Origin of the sequence: Niameybacter sp. (assembly GCF_036655075.1) — a bacterium.
Classification (GTDB): Bacteria; Bacillota; Clostridia; order Lachnospirales; family Cellulosilyticaceae; genus Holtiella.
The window spans coordinates 13,567-31,551 of sequence record NZ_JAVVQU010000026.1; the positions used below are offsets into that span (position 1 = coordinate 13,567).

A 17,985-nucleotide genomic window follows, 5' to 3' on the forward strand; every position below is an offset into this window, starting at 1 on the left:
TGTACCATTGGTTTTACCTATGATGGGAACGGTTTATGACCAAGATGAGGTTAAACATGAAGAAGTACCTGTGAAATATGAAGTGGTACCTGTAGAAGGTATAGAAGCAGAGGCTATTTGCTTAACAACCGTGGATGGTAAGACTGAGGTTAAAATTAATGGAGCTTATCCATTAAAGACTGTTAAGTTACAAGCAAGTGCTATGTTACAGCAAGAAAAGTATACAGCAAGTGTAGTATTAAAAGTAGAAGAATCACTTTATACGTATACCATTAATTATTTAAGGCCTACCGGTGACTATGAAGGATGGAACTTGTGGGTTTGGATTGATGGCAAAGAGGGTATGAAAAAAGATTTTGATGCAGAGGAGAACTTTGAGATAAAGGACGATTCCATAGAGGGAAAAACAACTTATACTTTCAAACAAGTGATCTATCAAATTCCAGAATCTAAGCTGAACTTTATTACCCGTCAAAAGGTAGGAGAGAATGAATGGGGTAAGCAAGACCCAGACCGTTTGATTCAAGTGCCACAAGGAGAAACCCAAGAGGAAGTATGGATTATAGATGGGGATAACCAGGTGTACACAAATTATCAAGATATTGATTTTGCAAAGGCCATAGTCAATGCTTTTGCAGAGACTTCAGATGAAGTATATGTGAGTGTTAACAAGGAAGTAGGACCACTGATTAATCCTTATCTTCAAAATGAAAAAGGAGAAAAACTTCCCGTTACTACAACAAAATTGAAGGATAAAGCGTATAGTTTTAAAATCAATACTGCTTTAAAACCAGATGAATTGTATAGTGTAGGTGCAGACGGTCCAAACCTTGTGTTATCACCATGAGAGGGATTTTGGATGACTACTATTATGAAGGGGATGACTTAGGTCTTAGCTATAGTGAAACAGAAAGCACCTTTAAAGTATGGGCGCCTACAGCTAAGCAAGTGGTGCTCTATACTTATCTGGATGGTGGAAACTATAATGTGGAAACTGGACTTGTAGAAGACCATTCTAAGGGTAAGCCAAACCCAATGGTAAGAGGCGAACAAGGGGTGTGGCAAACAACTATATCTGCTAATCTAGAAGGTCAATTTTATATGTATCAAGTAACCTTTCCAGATGGAAAAGTTGAATATGCTGTAGACCCTTATGCTAGAGCAACATCAGCAAATGGTCAGTGGACTGCAATTGTTGATTTAAGTAAGACCAATCCAAGTGGGTGGCAACAAGATGAAGGCCCAGAGTTGGTAAGTCAGGCAGATGCTATTTTAAGCTTGTACCAGGTTACTACTATAGAACAACCGAAGAGGGCAACTTTAGTAATGGATCTGGATGTGGAAATGAAGTTGCATCAGAACGTCCGATGGTACGTAAGTATATCAAAGACTCTGTGAAGTACTGGGCAGGTGGTTCTACACCGCTTCCCTAAAATGAGCAAACTTTAAAAGGCGCACAAAAAGATAAGGACGTTGCAATCTTCAACGACGAAATACGTAGTGACATCAAAGGTGGAAGTGACGATGCAAGCAAAGGTTTTGCAACAGGAGAAATGGGTAAAGTATTAGAAAATGAAACTGTTAAGCGGTCGCTTCTTGCTAATGGGATTGTGCTTACTTCACAAGGGATACCTTTTATCCATGCAGGTGATGAAGTATTAAGAAGTAAATATGGGGATCACAACAGTTACAAAAGTCTAGATGCTATTAATCAAATTAGATGGGCAGACAAAGATAAGTTTGAGCCTGTGATGGACTATTACAAAGGATTGATAGCATTAAGAAAGCAACATCTAGCCTTTAGAATGGAGTAAGATACGCAAATAGAAAAATATTGTGATTATTTATAATGCCAATACAACGAGCCAAGAGGTGAAATTGCCTCATCAAGGAGAGTGGAAAGTTGTTGTAGATGACAAGCAAGCAGGAACCAATGTTTTAAGAACATTGCCACAAGCAACAAAGGTAAATGTAGCACCTTTATCTATGATGGTACTGTATGATGAGGAGGACCGGTATGTAAGTGTGCCAACGACTTTGGAAGTTTCTACTCAATAAGTTGGTTTAGCAATAGGTGGGAAAGCTCAAGTTAAAGCTGTAGTAAAAGACCAAAAAGGTACGCTCATTCAAACCGTAAACATTAATGTTGTACCAAGACGGATTCCAACTACAGTGTCTATTGAGGCAAGTGATGACTTTGTATATGAAGGTCTTAGTGTACAATTAACAGCAAGAGTCAAAGACCAAGTTGACCAACTTATGACAGGGAGTCAGTAACATGGTCAACTTCTACACCAGAGCTTGTAAAGGTAGATAAAGCAGGAAAGGTTACAGGGATAACGCCCTATTTAAAGTGGGTCAGATACACACCGTAAGTAAAGTAGAAGTGGAAATTAACGACCAATTCTATGAGATGACTTATAATCCAGAAGAAGAATGGTTTGAATATACTTATGTAGGACTTGAAGAAGGGGAATATGGGTATTGTTATCATGTCACCTATGCAGATGGCACAACTAAAACGTATTTAGACCCCTACAATAAAAAAGAAAAAGATGGTAAATCCATTATAACGTATACAAAGTTACACTTTGAAGTAGAAGCTGGGGCTATGCCTTATGCCATTGACTACAACCCAAATAGTGTGATTACATTGAAGGTAGAAGGAGAGACAGACCAGCTTGAGTGTATCGAAATAGACCTAACAAGTGTAGGGGGCAGGGTTGTAGAAGTGGATCCAACACTGATGGCACTCACTATAGGTGTGGATCAAGAAGTGACACCAGGTGTGAAGGTACTCCCCATTACTTTAAAAGATGCAATGAACAATGTATATAAGAGTCAAGTAGAGATCGAAGTGAAAGGTCGTAATGTGACAGCTACAGACGACTTTGACTGGGATGAGGCTACCATCTACTTTATGCAATGGGCTAGGATGGATTAAAGGCTATGAAGATGGAACGTTTTTACCTAAGCAGATAGTTACAAGGGCAGAAGCTACACAAATGGTTTTACGCTTTTTAGAAAGTTATTTTCAATAAGCGGATAGAAAATAACTATTCTGACTCATACTAATGTCAAAAAGCTATGAGGTGAATAGATGGATGCAAATATAGAAGTTTTAAACTTTATTTATCAAAATTCAGAAATGGGAACCAACACTTTAACTGAGCTAATTGATATAGCAGGAGATGTACCTTTTGAGCATGTGCTTTTGAAACAGCTTGAAGGCTATAAAGCCATTAATAAAGAAGCAGTGAGTTTACTTGAACAAGCAGACCATGAGCCAAAAGGTATCAAAAAGTTAGATCAAGTCAAAACATATTTTATGATTAAAGTCTCAACTTTAAATAATCAATCAGCTTCACATTTTGCTGAAATGCTTATTCAAGGAAGTACAATGGGAACAGTAGATATGTGTAAGAAATTGAATAGCTACCCAGACTTAAAAGATGAGATACGTGCACTGGCTCAACATCTTTTAGAATTTGAAGAAAGTAATATTGAAGAACTTAAGACTTATTTGCGTCAAGATAAAGCGTAAGTGAAGTATAGGGGGCACTACACTGTTTATTGGGTGTAGTGCCTTTATTTTATGGTTTTGTCCCAGGTGGCAAATGGACTGGTTTGAAATAGAAGTTTTAGGATAAACTTAAAAGTATGAAATAAGGATGTATTTTGTGATAAGATAAAGGATGACGCAATGAGAATAAGACAGCAAAAGGAGAGTAAAAGCTATGCCAATGTTACGTATTCGCGGCATTCAAATGCCTAAAATTAAAGAAGTAAGTCGTGAATTAGTAGAGTGTTCAATGCATTCTAAATCCTAAAATAACAAAAGAAAAGAGATGAGACAGATGCTCAATATTCCAACTATGTATCAAGAACGCTTGAGGGCGGTCTATGACCACTTTAAAGTTTTAGAGCTGGGTGAGTATGAACTCTATTTATTTGGTAGTTATGCCAAAGAAGCGGTCAAAGCTACAAGTGATATTGACCTTCTAATCTTATTAGATAAGCCTCTCACCCCCAAAGAAGCCAAGATGCTTCGCATGGATTTAAGGGAAGATTATGAGGAGCAAATACATTATAGGTATGAAGTGGATGTAAAAGTTTATAGTAAGACACGTTTTTTAGAATTGGCAAGCAAACTTTCTTTTGAAAGTGAGATTGCTAAATATATGATATCCTTAAAGGAGGCGGTGGAAGGTGAATAGGTCAATGATTGATTTTGCCAACACAGATTATGAACTCATTCAACATATTAAAGAGGTCAAAGGTATGGAAGACCCTACCATCGTCAATTGCCAACAATGTGCAGAAAAATATTTGAAGCATCTTGTGCGTGAGCATGCTGAAGAGGTGATGCGTACCCATAGTATTTCTGCCATGATTGCTAAGCTAGATGAAAAATTTCCAGAGTTACAAGACTTTAAGCGTATTGCAAGGTTCCTCACAGATAGCTATTATGACAGACGCTATGAAAGTGAAGACTATGTGCTGCTTGAGCCGGATGAATACGATGATTATCTGAGTCAGAGCTTAGAACTTATAGCTTATTTAAGAAAATTATGTGGGATTTCTTAAAGTGTGAATAAATCTTTAGAAAATCCTTAGAAACACTCCTTATACTAATAAAAAAGTAAAGGAGTGTTTTATTATGGAAAAAGAAATAAGTATGCAACAAGAAATAAATAAAAGAAGCAAAGGATTAAACAGTTTTCAGCTTAAGGTCATTGCACTAGTTTTGATGGTACTGGACCATATTTATTATTTCTTTGGATTTACCGAGCAGGTGCCTGTGCTATTTTCACAACTTGGGAGAATATCAGGATATATCTTCTTATTTATTGTGTTAGAAGGTTTTCAACATACACGTAGCCGTAAAAAGTATATTGGGCGTATGTATGGATTATCTGTGTTGATGGGATGTATCAACTATAGTATTGTAAGTTTTGGATTTGCAAGACCCGATGGATTTTATCCAATAAATAATATTTTTGCGACATTTACTTTGGTTCTTGTTGTTATATCAGGGATAGAAGGGCTTAAGCAAAAACAATGGTTGAAAGGACTTGGGTGCTTGGCAGTAGCTATTGTGCCTAACGGTTTGGCGTATTTAGTGCCAATGCATATGATGCCTGTGTTAGGTCTTGTGATGACAACTGTGCTTCCACTTCCAATGTTTGTAGAGGGGGGGATTTTCTATGTTATTGCAGGGATCTTACTCTATGTATTGAGAAAATGCAAAGCCGTACAAATGACTGTGTTTGGAGTCTTTACTTTAACATGGACTATTGGTATGCCTTATTTAATGGGGATGGAACTAAGTGTTTCAAGTTTGATTCATATGTATTATGAATGGATGGGAATTTTTGCTATTCCATTTATGTGCCTTTATAATGGTGAGAAAGGCAGAAGTATGAAAGGCTTTTTCTACAGCTTTTATCCGTTGCATGTATATGGATTTTATATCTTGTCCGTCTTACTCTATCATATGATAAAATAAAGGAAGAAAAGCTTGAGTATAATAAAGAAATTGATAAGTATAGTTAAGGAATAGAGCACTACTAAGAGACAGCGACACAAAGTAAGAATAAGATGTAAGCGGGGAGTGTGTATATGAGTAGGATTTTGGTTGTAGATGATGAAGAAGATCTGGTAAGGTTGATTGCTACTATTTTGAAAAAGTCAGGACATGAGGTAGTGATGGCTTGTTCAGCAAAGGAAGTATTGGAGAAAGACTACAAATTTTTTGACCTTATTTTACTAGATGTGATGATGCCAGAGATGGATGGATTTGAGCTTTGCAAGCAGATTCGTAATCAGGTGGATGCCCCTATTATCTTTTTGACAGCTAAAAGTATGGAAAATGATATCATGTACGGGCTTGCTACAGGTGCAGATGACTATTTGACAAAGCCTTTTGGAGCAGGTGAGCTACGCGCACGAGTAGAGGCCCACTTAAGGCGAGAACAGCGGGAGAAAAAGCATACACTGCATGTATCAGGAGTAGATTTTAATCTTACAGGTAAAGAAATGCTTATAGATGGAGAACGTATGAGTTTAACAAAAAGTGAATATTTGATTTGTGAGTATTTAGCTTGCAATAAAGGACAAGTGTTCACCAAGGAGAGCATCTATGAAAAGGTCTATGGTTATGAGGGTGAGAGTGATGTGAGTACGATTACTGTTCATATTAAAAACATTCGCATCAAGCTTAAGCCGTACAATGTATCTCCAATAGAAACGGTGTGGGGGATTGGTTACAAATGGGTTTAAGAAAGCGGTCACTTAAAAGTATTTTTATAGAATATATGGGTGCACTTGTAGGGACCAGCCTCTTAATGATGGCTTTGGTAGTATTGGTAATGAACGTGTGTATACAAACAGGCATCATTTTGCCCGCTAATTATGAAGAAGATGTGGCCTTAGCGGCTAGAGCACTATTACAAGGGAGAGAGTCCTTGTCTGTAGAGGATTTGCCAAGGGGATGTGAGTACGCACTTTACAACCATGAGGGGCAGGTGTTGTCTACTAACTTGAAGGAAGAGGAACTCCCTGGTGCCTTAAGATTTTTAAAAACAAAGGAAAAGGAGGACAATATCAACCAGTATGTTGTTATTGAAGGGGAGAAGGAATGGGCAGTGATTCAATATCAACTGCTGGCCAAGTATAAGTCACCTATGTTACAACAATACTTACCGTCTGCTGAACTTTTATTTTTAATGAGTCTTATTGTGAGTATGCTTGTTGGTGTAAGTTTAGTATCAAGTATTTATGCCAATAAGCTTAAACGGGGACTTTTGCCCTTGCAAGAGGCTGTAGAGCATATCAAAAGTCAAGATTTAAACTTTCAAGTGCAAACAAGTCCCATTCAAGAATTTGCTGAGATTAGTGCCTCTCTAGAACAGATGAAAGAAGCGCTGAAAACCTCACTTCAGACCCAGTGGAACTTAGAAAAAGCGAAGCAGGAGCAGATGGCAGCTATTGCCCATGATATTAAAACACCCCTTACAATTATTAAGGGGAATGCAGAGCTGTTAGTAGAAGATGAGACACTAGATGAAGAGCAACAAACTTTTAGTACGTATATTTTGAAAAACAGCAGACAGATTCAAGATTATATTCAACGTCTTTTAGATATTTCAACGGCTAAACAAATAGGCACCTTAAATAAAACTATTCTATCACTAGAAAGCTTCATGGGCCAGGTAGTAGAACAGGCGAAGGGATTAGCTGATATAAAAGGGATTAACATCCAAGTGGCCTATCCAAGGCAGACTTATGAATTAAAACTTGACCAAGAACTTATGAATAGAGCACTGCTTAATATTATAAGTAATGGTATTGACTATACACGACCCCACTCTAGGCTGAGTGTTGAAGCACGCATAAAGGAAGATGGGCAAAGCAGACAGTTAGAAATTGCTGTATTAGATGAAGGGGAAGGCTTTAGCCAAAAATCTTTGCAAAATGCTTGCAATGAATTCTATATGGGTGAGGAAAGTAGAAATCGAAAAGGGCACTATGGCATGGGGCTTCATATTGCTAAACAAATTGTGACACTACATGGAGGGGAGCTTATGCTGACCAACCGGACTGAACAAAAAGGTGGGAAAGTTGTGATTACTATTCCACTAGGAGACTCTATAAAGACTCTATAAAATTTATAGGGTGAATAGAGGTTGATTTGATTGTACGTGATAAAATTTGTTTTAATATGGTATACTAAGAGATAGAGCAGTCTTAGGACCGAAAATTTATGAATAAATGAGGAAATCATATATGTATTGCGTAGTTGGAGAAAAAGTACTTCAATGTGAAGTAAAGAAAAAAGATGAGAGAGCTTCTGTGTGTAAAGTAGGTGCAGCTAAGAAAGAACAACGTGTAGCTAATAACTGTATCTTCGCATCAGAAGAAGTAGCTAGAGACTTTTTAAAGAAAAAACGTAAAAGTCAAATAGAAGAGAATAACCAAGTTGTAAGTAACGTACAACGTTGCAATGAAATGTATGAAGAACTATTCAAAGAAACAGGCATAGAAGTACGTACAATTGATAGACAATGGACAATCAATATGGCGACTAAGCATATTGCCAGCCTTAAGAAAAAGATTGCAGACAAGCCAGAGCTTCATGCTAAAAATGTAAGCAAAGCTTTCCATGGGGCACCAAGCAAAAAGGATTCAGACCTTAAAAGAGGCCGTAATAGTGCTTATAGCAAGAAACCTTCACAAGGTGGAGATAGAAGTAAGAGCCATAGTACAGGTAGAAGAGAACATAAATAGTTTTAACAAGTAGCACGTGTCAACTAGAGAGAATATATAAAAGCACTATCAAACTCATCTGAATTTAGTTTGATAGTGCTTTTATGCATCGTTTTTGTGGCAAGATTACGTGTTGAGTCCAGTAAAGGTGTAGAGAGGCGTGCTATATACAACGAGGCAGAGATAATCATTTGTGAGAATTTTAAATATAAAGTATAAATAAATATAAATTATTCCGAAAAGTATATTGACTTGTCCATCTATATCCTATATAATGTAAATATGGAGTGAATTGTTAATTCAGTTCACACACTCAGACATAGCTATAAAGGAAAAGTGAATCCTAGGTCAATTTTTACTTTATAGCTGTGTTAGAAAGAGTTTTGAAAGTATTATGGTTTCTACCCCTCTTACCATAAACCGTAAAAACTTTTTCGAACGACCTAAAGAGGTTAGAGTGGCACCCCCTTAGGTTGGGCAATACCTATAATGTTACAAATATAAGCTTTTTCTACTTCTTTGTAGAAACCTCCTCAAAGAGTAAAGCCAGAGGAAATCCCTACATGTAGGGTGCCTGACTCAGACACTTGCAGTGATAAATGCAGCGCATCCCTTTCACCTATAGGCCCCTGATGAAGCACGGCTACAGTAGAGCATCCTACCGCTGACCTTGACGATGACGTTTCATATAAGAAGCTCTATAGCTTATACGTAACAAGTGCCACTAGCAAAAAGCTAACTTAAGTCTGCCTATGTTTGAGAAGAGGGGAGGCAACTTAGGTTAGCTTTTTGTGCGTGTAAGCGTTTTTACTAGAAAGACTAGGGAATGGAGTGGAGTATAGTATGAGAATGGATAGGATATACTATACTATTTAGATAGGGTGAGCCAAAGTGTTTGATAAAGTGAAAGGACAGGTCCATATGGAAGAAATGACAAGACAAGAAGCGGTTGAACAACAAATTAAAGAAAAAGATTTAGTGATACTTTACTTTACAGGTAGTGCCTGTGGAGCCTGCGAGGTCATTAAAATGAAGGTGGAAAGTGTGTTGTGTCAGTATCCTAGCGTACAAGCAATAGAAATAAATGGTGCTAAGTATCCTGAAGTAGCAGCTTGTTATGAAGTGTATGCCTTACCTCTTATCATTTTGTTTGTGCAGGGGAAAGAAAGTATAAGAGTAGGAAGAAACTTAGATTTATTGGAGTTTGAAAGGAAATTAGTGAGATATATGAACATGATGAATCCTCGGTAGCTTATTTAAAGTTATTGGGGATTCTTATTATGTGCTTTATTTTAAGAGCTAATCAGGTGGAAAGGAGTCCAGATCTAAACACTTAGGAGATAAGTAATCAATTCCGAAAGCACCTAATGGTGCGGTCAGCACAATGGCAATGACAGATACGGTGAGTACAATAGGTCCACAAGATAGCCCCATTGTAAGGGGAATACTGCCAATAGCTGCTTGAACGGTGGCTTTAGGCATATAGGCAACGATACAAAAGAGACGCTCACGAGTAGTGAGAGGCGTCTTAAGAAGTGCCAGCCATACGCCTAATGCTCTAAATATAAGGGCAAAGGAAATAACTAAAAGTGCTGGGCCAGTAGCCTTAAAAGCATAGCTTAAATCTACAGTGGCACCAACGAGTACGAAAAGAATAAGTTGTGCTGCTATCCAGAGCTTAGAAAACTTATGAGACAGTCTACTAGCAAGCGGAAGGTAGGTTCGGTAGAGTGTTGCGCCTAGTGTCATAATAGCGATAAGTCCTGAAAAAGGTATTGTAGTCTTAATACTATTTTCTAAGCTAACAAGTAAGAAGGACACACTTAAAATAATAATGACTTTAACTGAATCCCTTAAATGAAGTTTTTTGAACAATCCAGATAGAAAAAGGCCTATTAGTAAGCCCACTCCAATACCTAGCAAGATGGAGAGGGGAATACCTATAAAACTTTCCAGGGAAAAGTGTCCACCTTCTGCAATACCTGTAAATGAAGTAAAGAGGACAATGACAAAAATGTCATCAACAGAGGCACCAGCCATAATAAGCTGAGGAATACTATGATGGGTACCACGGTTTTCTTCTATCAAGTGTAGCATTCTAGGGACGATGACAGCGGGGGATACGGCTGCAAGTACTGTTCCTAAAATAGCAGCATCTAATAAAGAAATGCCAAGGAGTTTAGGGGCAATAATAAGCACACCAAGTAATTCTAAAAGAGCTGGTACAAAGCACATAAGAAGCGCAGGGCGACCTACCTTTTTTAGTGCGTTAAGGTCTAGTGAAAGACCAGCACGAAGTAAAATGATAACGAGTGCGATTTGCCTTAAATCGGCTGAGAGCTGTAAAAGGGTAGGATTGAGCAAATTAAGGGCGTAGGGTCCAAGGACGATACCTGTAATAAGCATACCGAGTAAGTCAGGTAAACCTAGCTTTTTCAGTAATCCCCCTAAAAGTAGACCACATAAAAAAATAAGTGCTAAACTGGTAAGAATCATCACATCACTCCTCTAATTTTTAATTTCAATGCACAATAGACGCAAAAAAAGCTGGTAACCCTGCGTGTAGCAGAAGTCATCAGCTTAAATAAGCAGTTTTGGATACTGATCCAAGGGAGACGTTCATTCCCCTTCGTTTGTTAACGACAGTATAATGCTGAAACCAGTGTAGCATAAGAAAGGGGGGAAGTCAAGGTAGGAATTTAGCATACAATTTCCTCAGGCCAATCTAAGATACCACCTAAATTATAAGTTTTTGTATAGCCTAAAGTTTCTAAAATATGGCAGCCTACTTTGCTACGTACACCGCTACGGCAGTACACATAAATGGGTTGGTTAAAATCTAAAAGTTCTTCTTCAGCACGGTCTTCTAGAAAGTTTAGAGGAATATGAACGGCATCTTGGATATGACCTTCTTTGAATTCATAGTTTTCACGTACATCAAGAATAATAGCATTTGAGTCCTTTTTTAAAGCTTTATATATAGTCATCTGGTTGTCTCCTTTTGAGATCTGGATTAGTATTTTACATAATGAGTTAAATAAGTTATAAACTAACTCATTCTTTGTCATAATATAATAGAGAACCTATAAAAACAAGCTAAAGAAAATATGTTTAAATAATAAAAATTATCATTTAGATTGTGTAAAGGAAACAAAATGTGTTATATTAAAATGTTTGATAGACCTTATCAGACTTAATACACAACTTAAAGGAGAAGACTTATGAATAAAAGAATGCTTGTGATTTCCCTAGATGCTATGATTTCAGAGGACTTAGAATATATTAAAACACTCCCCAACCTTGGACCAATTGTGCAAAAGGGAGCGATTGTGAAAAACGCTCAAACAGTGTATCCATCTTTGACTTATACAGCACATGCTTCTATGATTTCTGGTACATATCCAGACAAACATGGAATAGTGAACAATGAAATTTTTAATCCATTTATGAGATTTGGAGACTGGTTTGAAGAACGTACGGGTATTAAAGCAGCTATTTTGCCAGAAGAATGCGAAAAACATGGTTTAAAAGTACTGATTAATAGTTGGCCAACAATGGTAGGTGCTGATGTAACCTGGAACCTTCAACGTGCAGGAATCCATCAAGTTGCAGCAGATAAAAAGGCTTCTATGATTGCAAACTCTACACCAGGTCTTATGGAAAAAATGTATGAGCTTTGTGAGGATGCTTGGAAAGAAGATAAATACTATGACTCAGATAAATTCTCTGGGCTTGCAAGTAAGTATTTAATTGAAACTGAAATGCCAAATGTTATTTTTATGCATATGACACTTATTGACCATTACAGACATGTATACGGCGTATACAGTGAAAAGATTAAAGACGCAATTAAATTTATAGATGAAATGTTAGGTTATACTTTTGAAGCCCTTAAAGCAAAAGGTCTTTATGATGAAACCATTTTTGTTATTTGTTCAGACCATGGACAAGTTGATATTGATGAAAGTATTAACTTAAATCGTGACTTTATGGACAAAGGTTGGATTAGTGTAGATGAAGCAGGGAATGTGACAGATTGGAAAGTATTTGCGCACTCAGCAGCAGCTTCAGCACAAGTCTATGTGCGAAATCATGATGCGGCCCTTGTAAAAGAAGTGGAAGCGTACTTAAGAGCCAACAAAGAACGTTTTAAAATTGATCAAATGTTTACAACTCAAGAGGTAAAAGAAGCTTATAAATTAGATGGAGACTTCGACTTTATACTTGAAGCGGAGGAAGGTGTAGGCTTTAACTATATGTTAAGTGCACCATTTATCAAACAAGTAGCAAATGAAGACTACCGTACAAGTGTAGGGACACATGGACATATTCCAACAAGAGGTTCTCAGCCTGCATTAGTCCTTTGTGGACCTGGTGTAAAGTCAGGTGTTGTATTAGAAAAAGGACACAATGTAGACATTGCACCAACATGTGCAGCGCTACTTGGATTTGAAATGCCAGGAGCAGATGGACGTGTACTTACAGAGCTTATTGAGCAATAGGTAAGGCACATAAAATAAGTTTTTAGAAGTTGAATAAGAAGCAGCTATTAGGGCAAATACTCTAACAAATATGTAAAGAAGAGTGGAAGGAGAACTTTACATGAGGAAGAGGAAACATACTAATAGCTGCTTATTAAGTTTGTTGAGTATTTGTGCAAGTATAGCCTTTGTATTACTTGCAGGGGTCTTTGGGTTATATGTGTTATCAGAAAAGCCAACTATTTATGAAGAACAAGACGTAGTGGTAACAAGCAAAGCAAATAAAGACTCTGTTGAAGTAGTCAAAGCCCTTGAACCAAATTTAGAAGAAGATACCGATGAAGAGAAGATTGCCACACCTCCAAAGAGTGACACACTGACTGAGGAAAGCATAGCACAAAGTGAAGCACCTAATAATCAAGAGGTAGCAAGCAATATATCACAAGAAGAGACTTTGGGACAAGCTATAGATGAAGTAGAAGCAGGCCAGAACTTACCAGAAACAAGACAGAACTTACCAGAATCTAGCGAGAGTGCAGAAGTAGTAGATGGTGAGTCAGCTAAGACTCAGCCAGAAGATGAAGACTTTGAAGAAGTGCCCTTTTATGATGCTTATGTCTTAAAGTTAGATGAGAATATCGTAAACAAGATGGATGATGTTTACAATAATGGACAGATTGATTATCAAAATGTAGTGAATAAAATGTTTAAAAACTTATCTTTAAGTGACCAACTTCGATTACTCAATATCATCTTTTCAAAAGTTCAAAACATCAATATAAACGAAGTATGGAATATGATTAAAGATGGTATAGATGATCAAGATAGTATACGTCTACAAGAGCTTGTTCGAGCTAATTTTACATTAGAAGAACTGGATGAGTTATATGTATATTATCAATCTATGGAGATTGCAGAAAGTGAATAAGATTAAAAGGGGTTGTCATTTGAGACAGCCTTTTTTAATTTATAAAATGAATAAAAATTAAATAAATATAATTTTCAAACAAAAATAGGTTACATATTTAGATGGACTTAAGTATAACAATTAATAAATTAAAAATGATTGAATTATCTGATTAGATAGAGGGTTTGTAGAAAGGAGCATGACAATGTATAAAGTAGCCATATTAGGGTCAACAGGATATGTGGGGGAAGAGCTGGTACGGCTCCTTTATCAACATCCTGATGTCAAGATTACCCATTTATCATCCCATAGTTATCAAAGTGAGCCATATAGTAAGGTGGTTACACCTGAACTATTAGCCACTACGAAGGTGATTGACTTAGGTGCAGACTTTAGAACAAAAGGGCTATAAAACGAGGTTGTAAGTTCTCGTTTTATAGCCCTTTTGTAGATGACGAATGAAAGATATTCATTACAGAACTGAATCTGAATGAGAAGCATGGTAATTAGTACGATATTGTCCAGGCGTACACTGTTCGTGCTCTTTGAAAGAAGAGATAAAGCTTGAAATATGGGTAAACCCAACTTGGTCTGCAATAATTTTAAGAGAGTAAGGTGTGGTAATGAGAAGTTCTTTAGCATATTTCACACGTAAACGATCTATATAATCTAACGGTGTTTCTGTTGTATGTTTATAGAAATAATCTTCAATATATATAGGTGGAAGTGCAAAATGTAAGGCAATTTGTTCGACAGATAAATTTTCTTCACCGTAATGTGCTTTGATGAAGTCTTTGATAAGTGTCAGAGATGGCTCAGGAATACGTGTATGATGGTAGTCTATAATAAGATCTAACATTTCGGTAGAAACCTCTAAAACAATTTCTTTAAGGGCATCAAAGGATTCCACTTTAAAGAGGGCTACTAAGTCTAGCTTATCATACGGAATAGGCTCATCTTGTTTATTAATATAGTTATTAAAAGCGAGCATAATCTCTACACAAATAATTTTTTGCAAGGGAAAGGGCAAAGTTGTGGACTCTAGAGAATGTATCGTATGTAAAATGAGCTCAGGAATTTTCGCGTAGTCTTTCACTTGTAAGAAGGTAGTGAGCTGTAAGATTGTAGCTTTGTAGTCTTGGAAGAGCACTTGTAAAGAATCAGAGCCTTCAGGAAGAAAGTTTTCAAACGCACTGACTGTTCGTGCACTAATGTAAGACTTAGAAATATTGGAAAGTCTCCTAGAAAAGCTTCCGAAGTAGAGGGTAGATTGAGGTAAGACTAAGCTTGATAAGTTGATATTTGTTTGTGTACCGATTAAGAAAATATGAATATTCGCATGGATATGTTGAATTAAGTAGGCTTGATTCACCTTAAGTTGTTGCATACTCTCAATCGTTTCAATAATTGTTTTATCCAAATTAAAATGTGCCGTTTGAGACTTAATGACTATAATGCCATGGTATGGAGAAGATAAATCTATATTTAAGGACTTACAGTTTTCTATAAAGTCAGGAATGTTATTGACGTTCCCGTTAATCAGTTGATTCAAAAAGAAATATTGCTGCATAGGAATACTTTTTTTAACTTCCTTTTGAAGATTAGAATAATCTTGTTTAAGTAAAGTTAAGGAGTAGCTAAGTTCACTTAAGGGTTCAAAGTTGCGCTTAACGACATAATAGCTACAAAGTAAGCTGAAAATGATGGCACCGACTAGACTTGTTATTAAAATGATCGTTAAATTATTTAAAGGTTGAAAGACCTCCGTATGTGAAATTGTACTTAAAAGAATCAAATTATCAGCAAACGGAGAAGGTTTAGTTGCATACAATAAGTAATCATCAGAATTTAGAGAGAAGGAATCTTCAACTTGAGTTAAAGTACTTAATGAATGCAATAAGCTTTCTTTATTAAGGCTAGGTAAATAGCCTAAATTAAGTCTATCCAAATCCACTTCTAAATTCAATTGGTTTAAAAAATAGAAATGGCGATTTTTGTCTTGAATAGGTAAAAGAGATTCATAGAATGCATTTTTTTCAAATAAAAATAATCCTATTCCAATACGTTGATAATAAGAAGCAAGAGGTACAACCAGTGCAAAGTACTCATGGTTCTTATAGGATAAGTCATTTATAAGAGTAGGTTCTGAAACATTCTTTAAAAGCGTTTTGAAATTTTCACCAGGATAGGATGGTGCAGTAAATTGACTATAAAAACTTTCAGAAGTTAGACTTGTTTTACTGGTGTACAAATAATCGCTATCATCAAAATATACAATGGCTTCACTTAAGCGCTTGTTGGAAATAACATAGTTAAAAAGAGTTGAAACAAGCCTAGAACCATTAGAAGGATTAGCTCTTAAGTCAAATGGCGTAAAAGCATCTTTATTGGTCAAGTGATGAGCAATAAAGATGCATTCATCCAATTCATTATTAAGATGACTTATGGAAAGATTAATGTTTGCTATTTCTTTTGTATAAAGTTCTTTAGAAAAAATATCGTAGCCTACACTAAAGAGGGTAGCCACTACGCATGAAACAGGAATCATAAAAATAAGTAAAAAAGAAATTAGGTATTTTTTAAATAGATTTAACTTAGCTGCCATGGAAATTTCACCTCAACGACATTTTAAGCTAAAATATATACAAATACAAGATAAAATAATGCATTAAAGATTAGAATTATATATAATTAAATTAAGTGTAAAAAAATCTGATAAAAATTAAAATATAAAAGGCGGAAGAAGTTGTGAAAAATTTTCAGAGATATATAATAATCGTACTCGTATGCAGTAGTCTAATTTTAATAGGTTATAGGATAACACCAGAAAAAAAAATCATACTAGAAGAGCAGGAATTACCTATTGTCTTAAATGGCATAATTTTTACTGCGGAGAATGTAGGTAATGTAAATGAGATGGAGGTATTTGAAAAGATTGAATCAGATTTGGGTATTGAAGTTCAATTTAATCAAATCAATAATAATGAACGTATTTTGCAAAAAAAGTATATCATGCAATCAAATGAAATTCCTGACTTTATAATGGGGAGTAACATCCCCAATAGAGAGTTATTAGCCTATGTAAATGAAGAAAAGATTATACCACTTGATGATTTGATTAATAGCTATGCACCACATATTCAAGCTCTATTTGAAGAGAAACCGTTTGTTAAACAAGCATCTACTTTTTTAGGTGACAAAATTTATACATTACCTTTTTATAATGAGATGAAGAGAGATTTAGTGGACAATTATCTCTTTATTAATAAAACATGGCTAGAGGAATTAGAATTAGAAATGCCAACCACGACAGAGGAGTTTTATCAAGTATTACGAGCCTTTAAGACACAAGATCCTAATAAAAATGGACAAATGGATGAAATTCCATTTAGTTATATAGAGAGTAATTCAAAATATAATGCAGACTCTTTTATAGGTGCTTTTGGTATGGTAGATAATGGTAAAATGATTATGATAAAAGACGGAGAGGCAAAATTTGTACCTGGGGAAGAAGGGTATAAAGAAGCCATTTTATACTTGAGAAAACTCTATCAAGAAGAGTTGCTAGATGCAGAAATATTCACACAAAGTCTTGAACAATACATAGAAAAAGGAAAGAATGAAGTGCCTATTGTAGGTGCATTTATTGCAAAAGATAGTGGCATTGTAGTAGGAGAAAATAGAGCAATAGATAATTATGTAGTCGTTCCACCTCTAGAAGGTCCCCATGGAGATAGGTTATGGGGAAAAAAAGTAAGCCAATTTAGTAGTAATCAATTTATGATTACTACTAAAAATCAGCATCCGGAGATGACAATAGCTTGGGTAGATCAGTTTTTTAATCCGGATAGAGCACCAGAAATCGTATGTGGGGCAGAAGGCGTAACCATAGAAAAAATAGAGGGGAACTATTACTTTTTAAAACCACCCAAAGGGAAGAGCTATATAGAACATGCTATGGAAAATAGTGCTATGCCTGCTTGTCCTGGCATGCTAACAAAAGAAATAGAGAGTAAATTTAGTTATAACCCTATCGTTAATCGCAAAAATCATTGGTACAATAAATATGAACCTTATTTTGTAAAAGAAAATATTTGTGTCAGCAATCAATTTCAAATTGATTTTATGAAAGAAAGTGGCATTCAAAAAAGCTTGAATAGATATATCTACGAAATGAAAACAAGATGGATAGCTGGCCAGTATAGTATAGAAGAGGATTGGGAAAAATATCAAAATACACTAAAGTCATTGAACGCTGATGCCTATAGAATACTCTATGAATTGAAATATAATGAGTGTAAGCATCTAGGTGAACATATGATGCATTAA

The 17,985-nt window shown here is 36.0% G+C and carries 20 protein-coding genes, 1 pseudogene and 1 riboswitch; of the genes and pseudogenes, 18 read left to right on the forward strand and 3 right to left on the reverse strand.

Translation table 11 applies throughout. The features are described 5' to 3' along the window. From RRY75_RS08625 to RRY75_RS08685, 14 genes and pseudogenes are all read left to right on the forward strand, one after another. Window positions 1-847 (forward strand): pullulanase-associated domain-containing protein (locus tag RRY75_RS08625; RefSeq protein ID WP_332716385.1); only part of this gene is annotated, 847 nt, incomplete at its 5' end. Further along, a pseudogene (locus tag RRY75_RS14275) lies at window positions 844-1,146 on the forward strand (hypothetical protein); the annotation flags it as partial. The gene RRY75_RS08625 and the pseudogene RRY75_RS14275, both read left to right, overlap by 4 nt. 407 nt (window positions 1,147-1,553) lie before the next feature. Beyond that, window positions 1,554-1,814, forward strand: coding sequence for a hypothetical protein (locus tag RRY75_RS08635; protein WP_332493055.1), 261 nt, complete (start codon window positions 1,554-1,556; stop codon window positions 1,812-1,814). Window positions 1,815-1,836: 22 nt separating this feature from the next. Next, window positions 1,837-2,058, forward strand: a complete 222-nt coding sequence (locus RRY75_RS08640; RefSeq protein WP_332493056.1) for a hypothetical protein — start codon at window positions 1,837-1,839, stop codon at window positions 2,056-2,058. A 295-nt stretch (window positions 2,059-2,353) separates the two neighbouring features. After that, complete coding sequence (locus RRY75_RS08645; protein WP_332527349.1) at window positions 2,354-2,944, forward strand: hypothetical protein; 591 nt, start codon at window positions 2,354-2,356, stop codon at window positions 2,942-2,944. Next, window positions 2,901-3,041, forward strand: coding sequence for an S-layer homology domain-containing protein (locus RRY75_RS14280; protein ID WP_442935439.1), 141 nt, complete (start codon window positions 2,901-2,903; stop codon window positions 3,039-3,041). The genes RRY75_RS08645 and RRY75_RS14280 overlap by 44 nt, the downstream gene beginning before the upstream one ends. Before the next feature lie 59 nt (window positions 3,042-3,100). Then, complete coding sequence (locus RRY75_RS08650; protein ID WP_332493058.1) at window positions 3,101-3,544, forward strand: hypothetical protein; 444 nt, start codon at window positions 3,101-3,103, stop codon at window positions 3,542-3,544. A 313-nt stretch (window positions 3,545-3,857) separates the two neighbouring features. Next, the gene (locus RRY75_RS08655; RefSeq protein WP_332493059.1) at window positions 3,858-4,217 is read left to right on the forward strand and encodes a nucleotidyltransferase family protein; all 360 of its coding nucleotides are present in this window, start codon (window positions 3,858-3,860) and stop codon (window positions 4,215-4,217) included. Next, a complete protein-coding gene (locus RRY75_RS08660) occupies window positions 4,210-4,587 on the forward strand; it encodes a HEPN domain-containing protein (RefSeq protein ID WP_332527351.1) in 378 nt (125 codons plus the stop codon). Before RRY75_RS08655 ends, RRY75_RS08660 begins: the two co-directional genes overlap by 8 nt. Window positions 4,588-4,660: 73 nt before the next feature. Beyond that, window positions 4,661-5,509, forward strand: a complete 849-nt coding sequence (locus RRY75_RS08665) for a TraX family protein (RefSeq protein WP_332527352.1) — start codon at window positions 4,661-4,663, stop codon at window positions 5,507-5,509. Window positions 5,510-5,622: 113 nt separating this feature from the next. Further along, on the forward strand, window positions 5,623-6,282 hold the full coding sequence (locus RRY75_RS08670) for a response regulator transcription factor (protein WP_332493062.1): 660 nt from the start codon (window positions 5,623-5,625) through the stop codon (window positions 6,280-6,282). Continuing rightward, entirely contained in the window at window positions 6,273-7,667 is a 1,395-nt protein-coding gene (locus RRY75_RS08675) for a sensor histidine kinase (RefSeq protein WP_332493063.1), read from the forward strand. The genes RRY75_RS08670 and RRY75_RS08675 overlap by 10 nt, the downstream gene beginning before the upstream one ends. A gap of 121 nt (window positions 7,668-7,788) precedes the next feature. Beyond that, a complete protein-coding gene (locus RRY75_RS08680; RefSeq protein WP_332493064.1) occupies window positions 7,789-8,289 on the forward strand; it encodes a hypothetical protein in 501 nt (166 codons plus the stop codon). A gap of 870 nt (window positions 8,290-9,159) precedes the next feature. Then, window positions 9,160-9,519, forward strand: coding sequence for a thioredoxin family protein (locus RRY75_RS08685; RefSeq protein ID WP_332493065.1), 360 nt, complete (start codon window positions 9,160-9,162; stop codon window positions 9,517-9,519). Between the two features lie 48 nt (window positions 9,520-9,567). Here the strand turns inward: RRY75_RS08685 and RRY75_RS08690 are convergent, their stop codons facing one another. Then, window positions 9,568-10,761 (reverse strand): cation:proton antiporter, encoded by a 1,194-nt coding sequence (locus RRY75_RS08690; RefSeq protein ID WP_334309721.1) that lies wholly within the window; start codon window positions 10,759-10,761, stop codon window positions 9,568-9,570. Between the two features lie 66 nt (window positions 10,762-10,827). Beyond that, a riboswitch (Fluoride riboswitch) is annotated at window positions 10,828-10,904 on the reverse strand. Between the two features lie 63 nt (window positions 10,905-10,967). Continuing rightward, entirely contained in the window at window positions 10,968-11,255 is a 288-nt protein-coding gene (locus tag RRY75_RS08695; RefSeq protein WP_332493067.1) for a rhodanese-like domain-containing protein, read from the reverse strand. 234 nt (window positions 11,256-11,489) lie between these two features. Between RRY75_RS08695 and RRY75_RS08700 the strand changes: the two genes are divergently transcribed. The 3 genes from RRY75_RS08700 (at window position 11,490) to RRY75_RS08710 (ending at window position 14,068) form a co-directional block, all read left to right on the forward strand. Then, window positions 11,490-12,770, forward strand: a complete 1,281-nt coding sequence (locus RRY75_RS08700) for an alkaline phosphatase family protein (protein WP_332493068.1) — start codon at window positions 11,490-11,492, stop codon at window positions 12,768-12,770. 100 nt (window positions 12,771-12,870) lie between these two features. Next, window positions 12,871-13,677, forward strand: a complete 807-nt coding sequence (locus tag RRY75_RS08705) for a hypothetical protein (protein ID WP_332527354.1) — start codon at window positions 12,871-12,873, stop codon at window positions 13,675-13,677. A 184-nt stretch (window positions 13,678-13,861) separates the two neighbouring features. Beyond that, window positions 13,862-14,068 (forward strand): hypothetical protein, encoded by a 207-nt coding sequence (locus RRY75_RS08710; RefSeq protein WP_332493070.1) that lies wholly within the window; start codon window positions 13,862-13,864, stop codon window positions 14,066-14,068. A 60-nt stretch (window positions 14,069-14,128) separates the two neighbouring features. On the opposite strand, the gene RRY75_RS08715 is transcribed toward RRY75_RS08710, so the two are convergent. Then, window positions 14,129-16,261, reverse strand: a complete 2,133-nt coding sequence (locus RRY75_RS08715; protein WP_332493071.1) for a helix-turn-helix transcriptional regulator — start codon at window positions 16,259-16,261, stop codon at window positions 14,129-14,131. A gap of 143 nt (window positions 16,262-16,404) precedes the next feature. On the opposite strand from RRY75_RS08715, the gene RRY75_RS08720 reads away from it, so the two are divergent. Beyond that, window positions 16,405-17,985 (forward strand): hypothetical protein, encoded by a 1,581-nt coding sequence (locus RRY75_RS08720; protein WP_332493072.1) that lies wholly within the window; start codon window positions 16,405-16,407, stop codon window positions 17,983-17,985.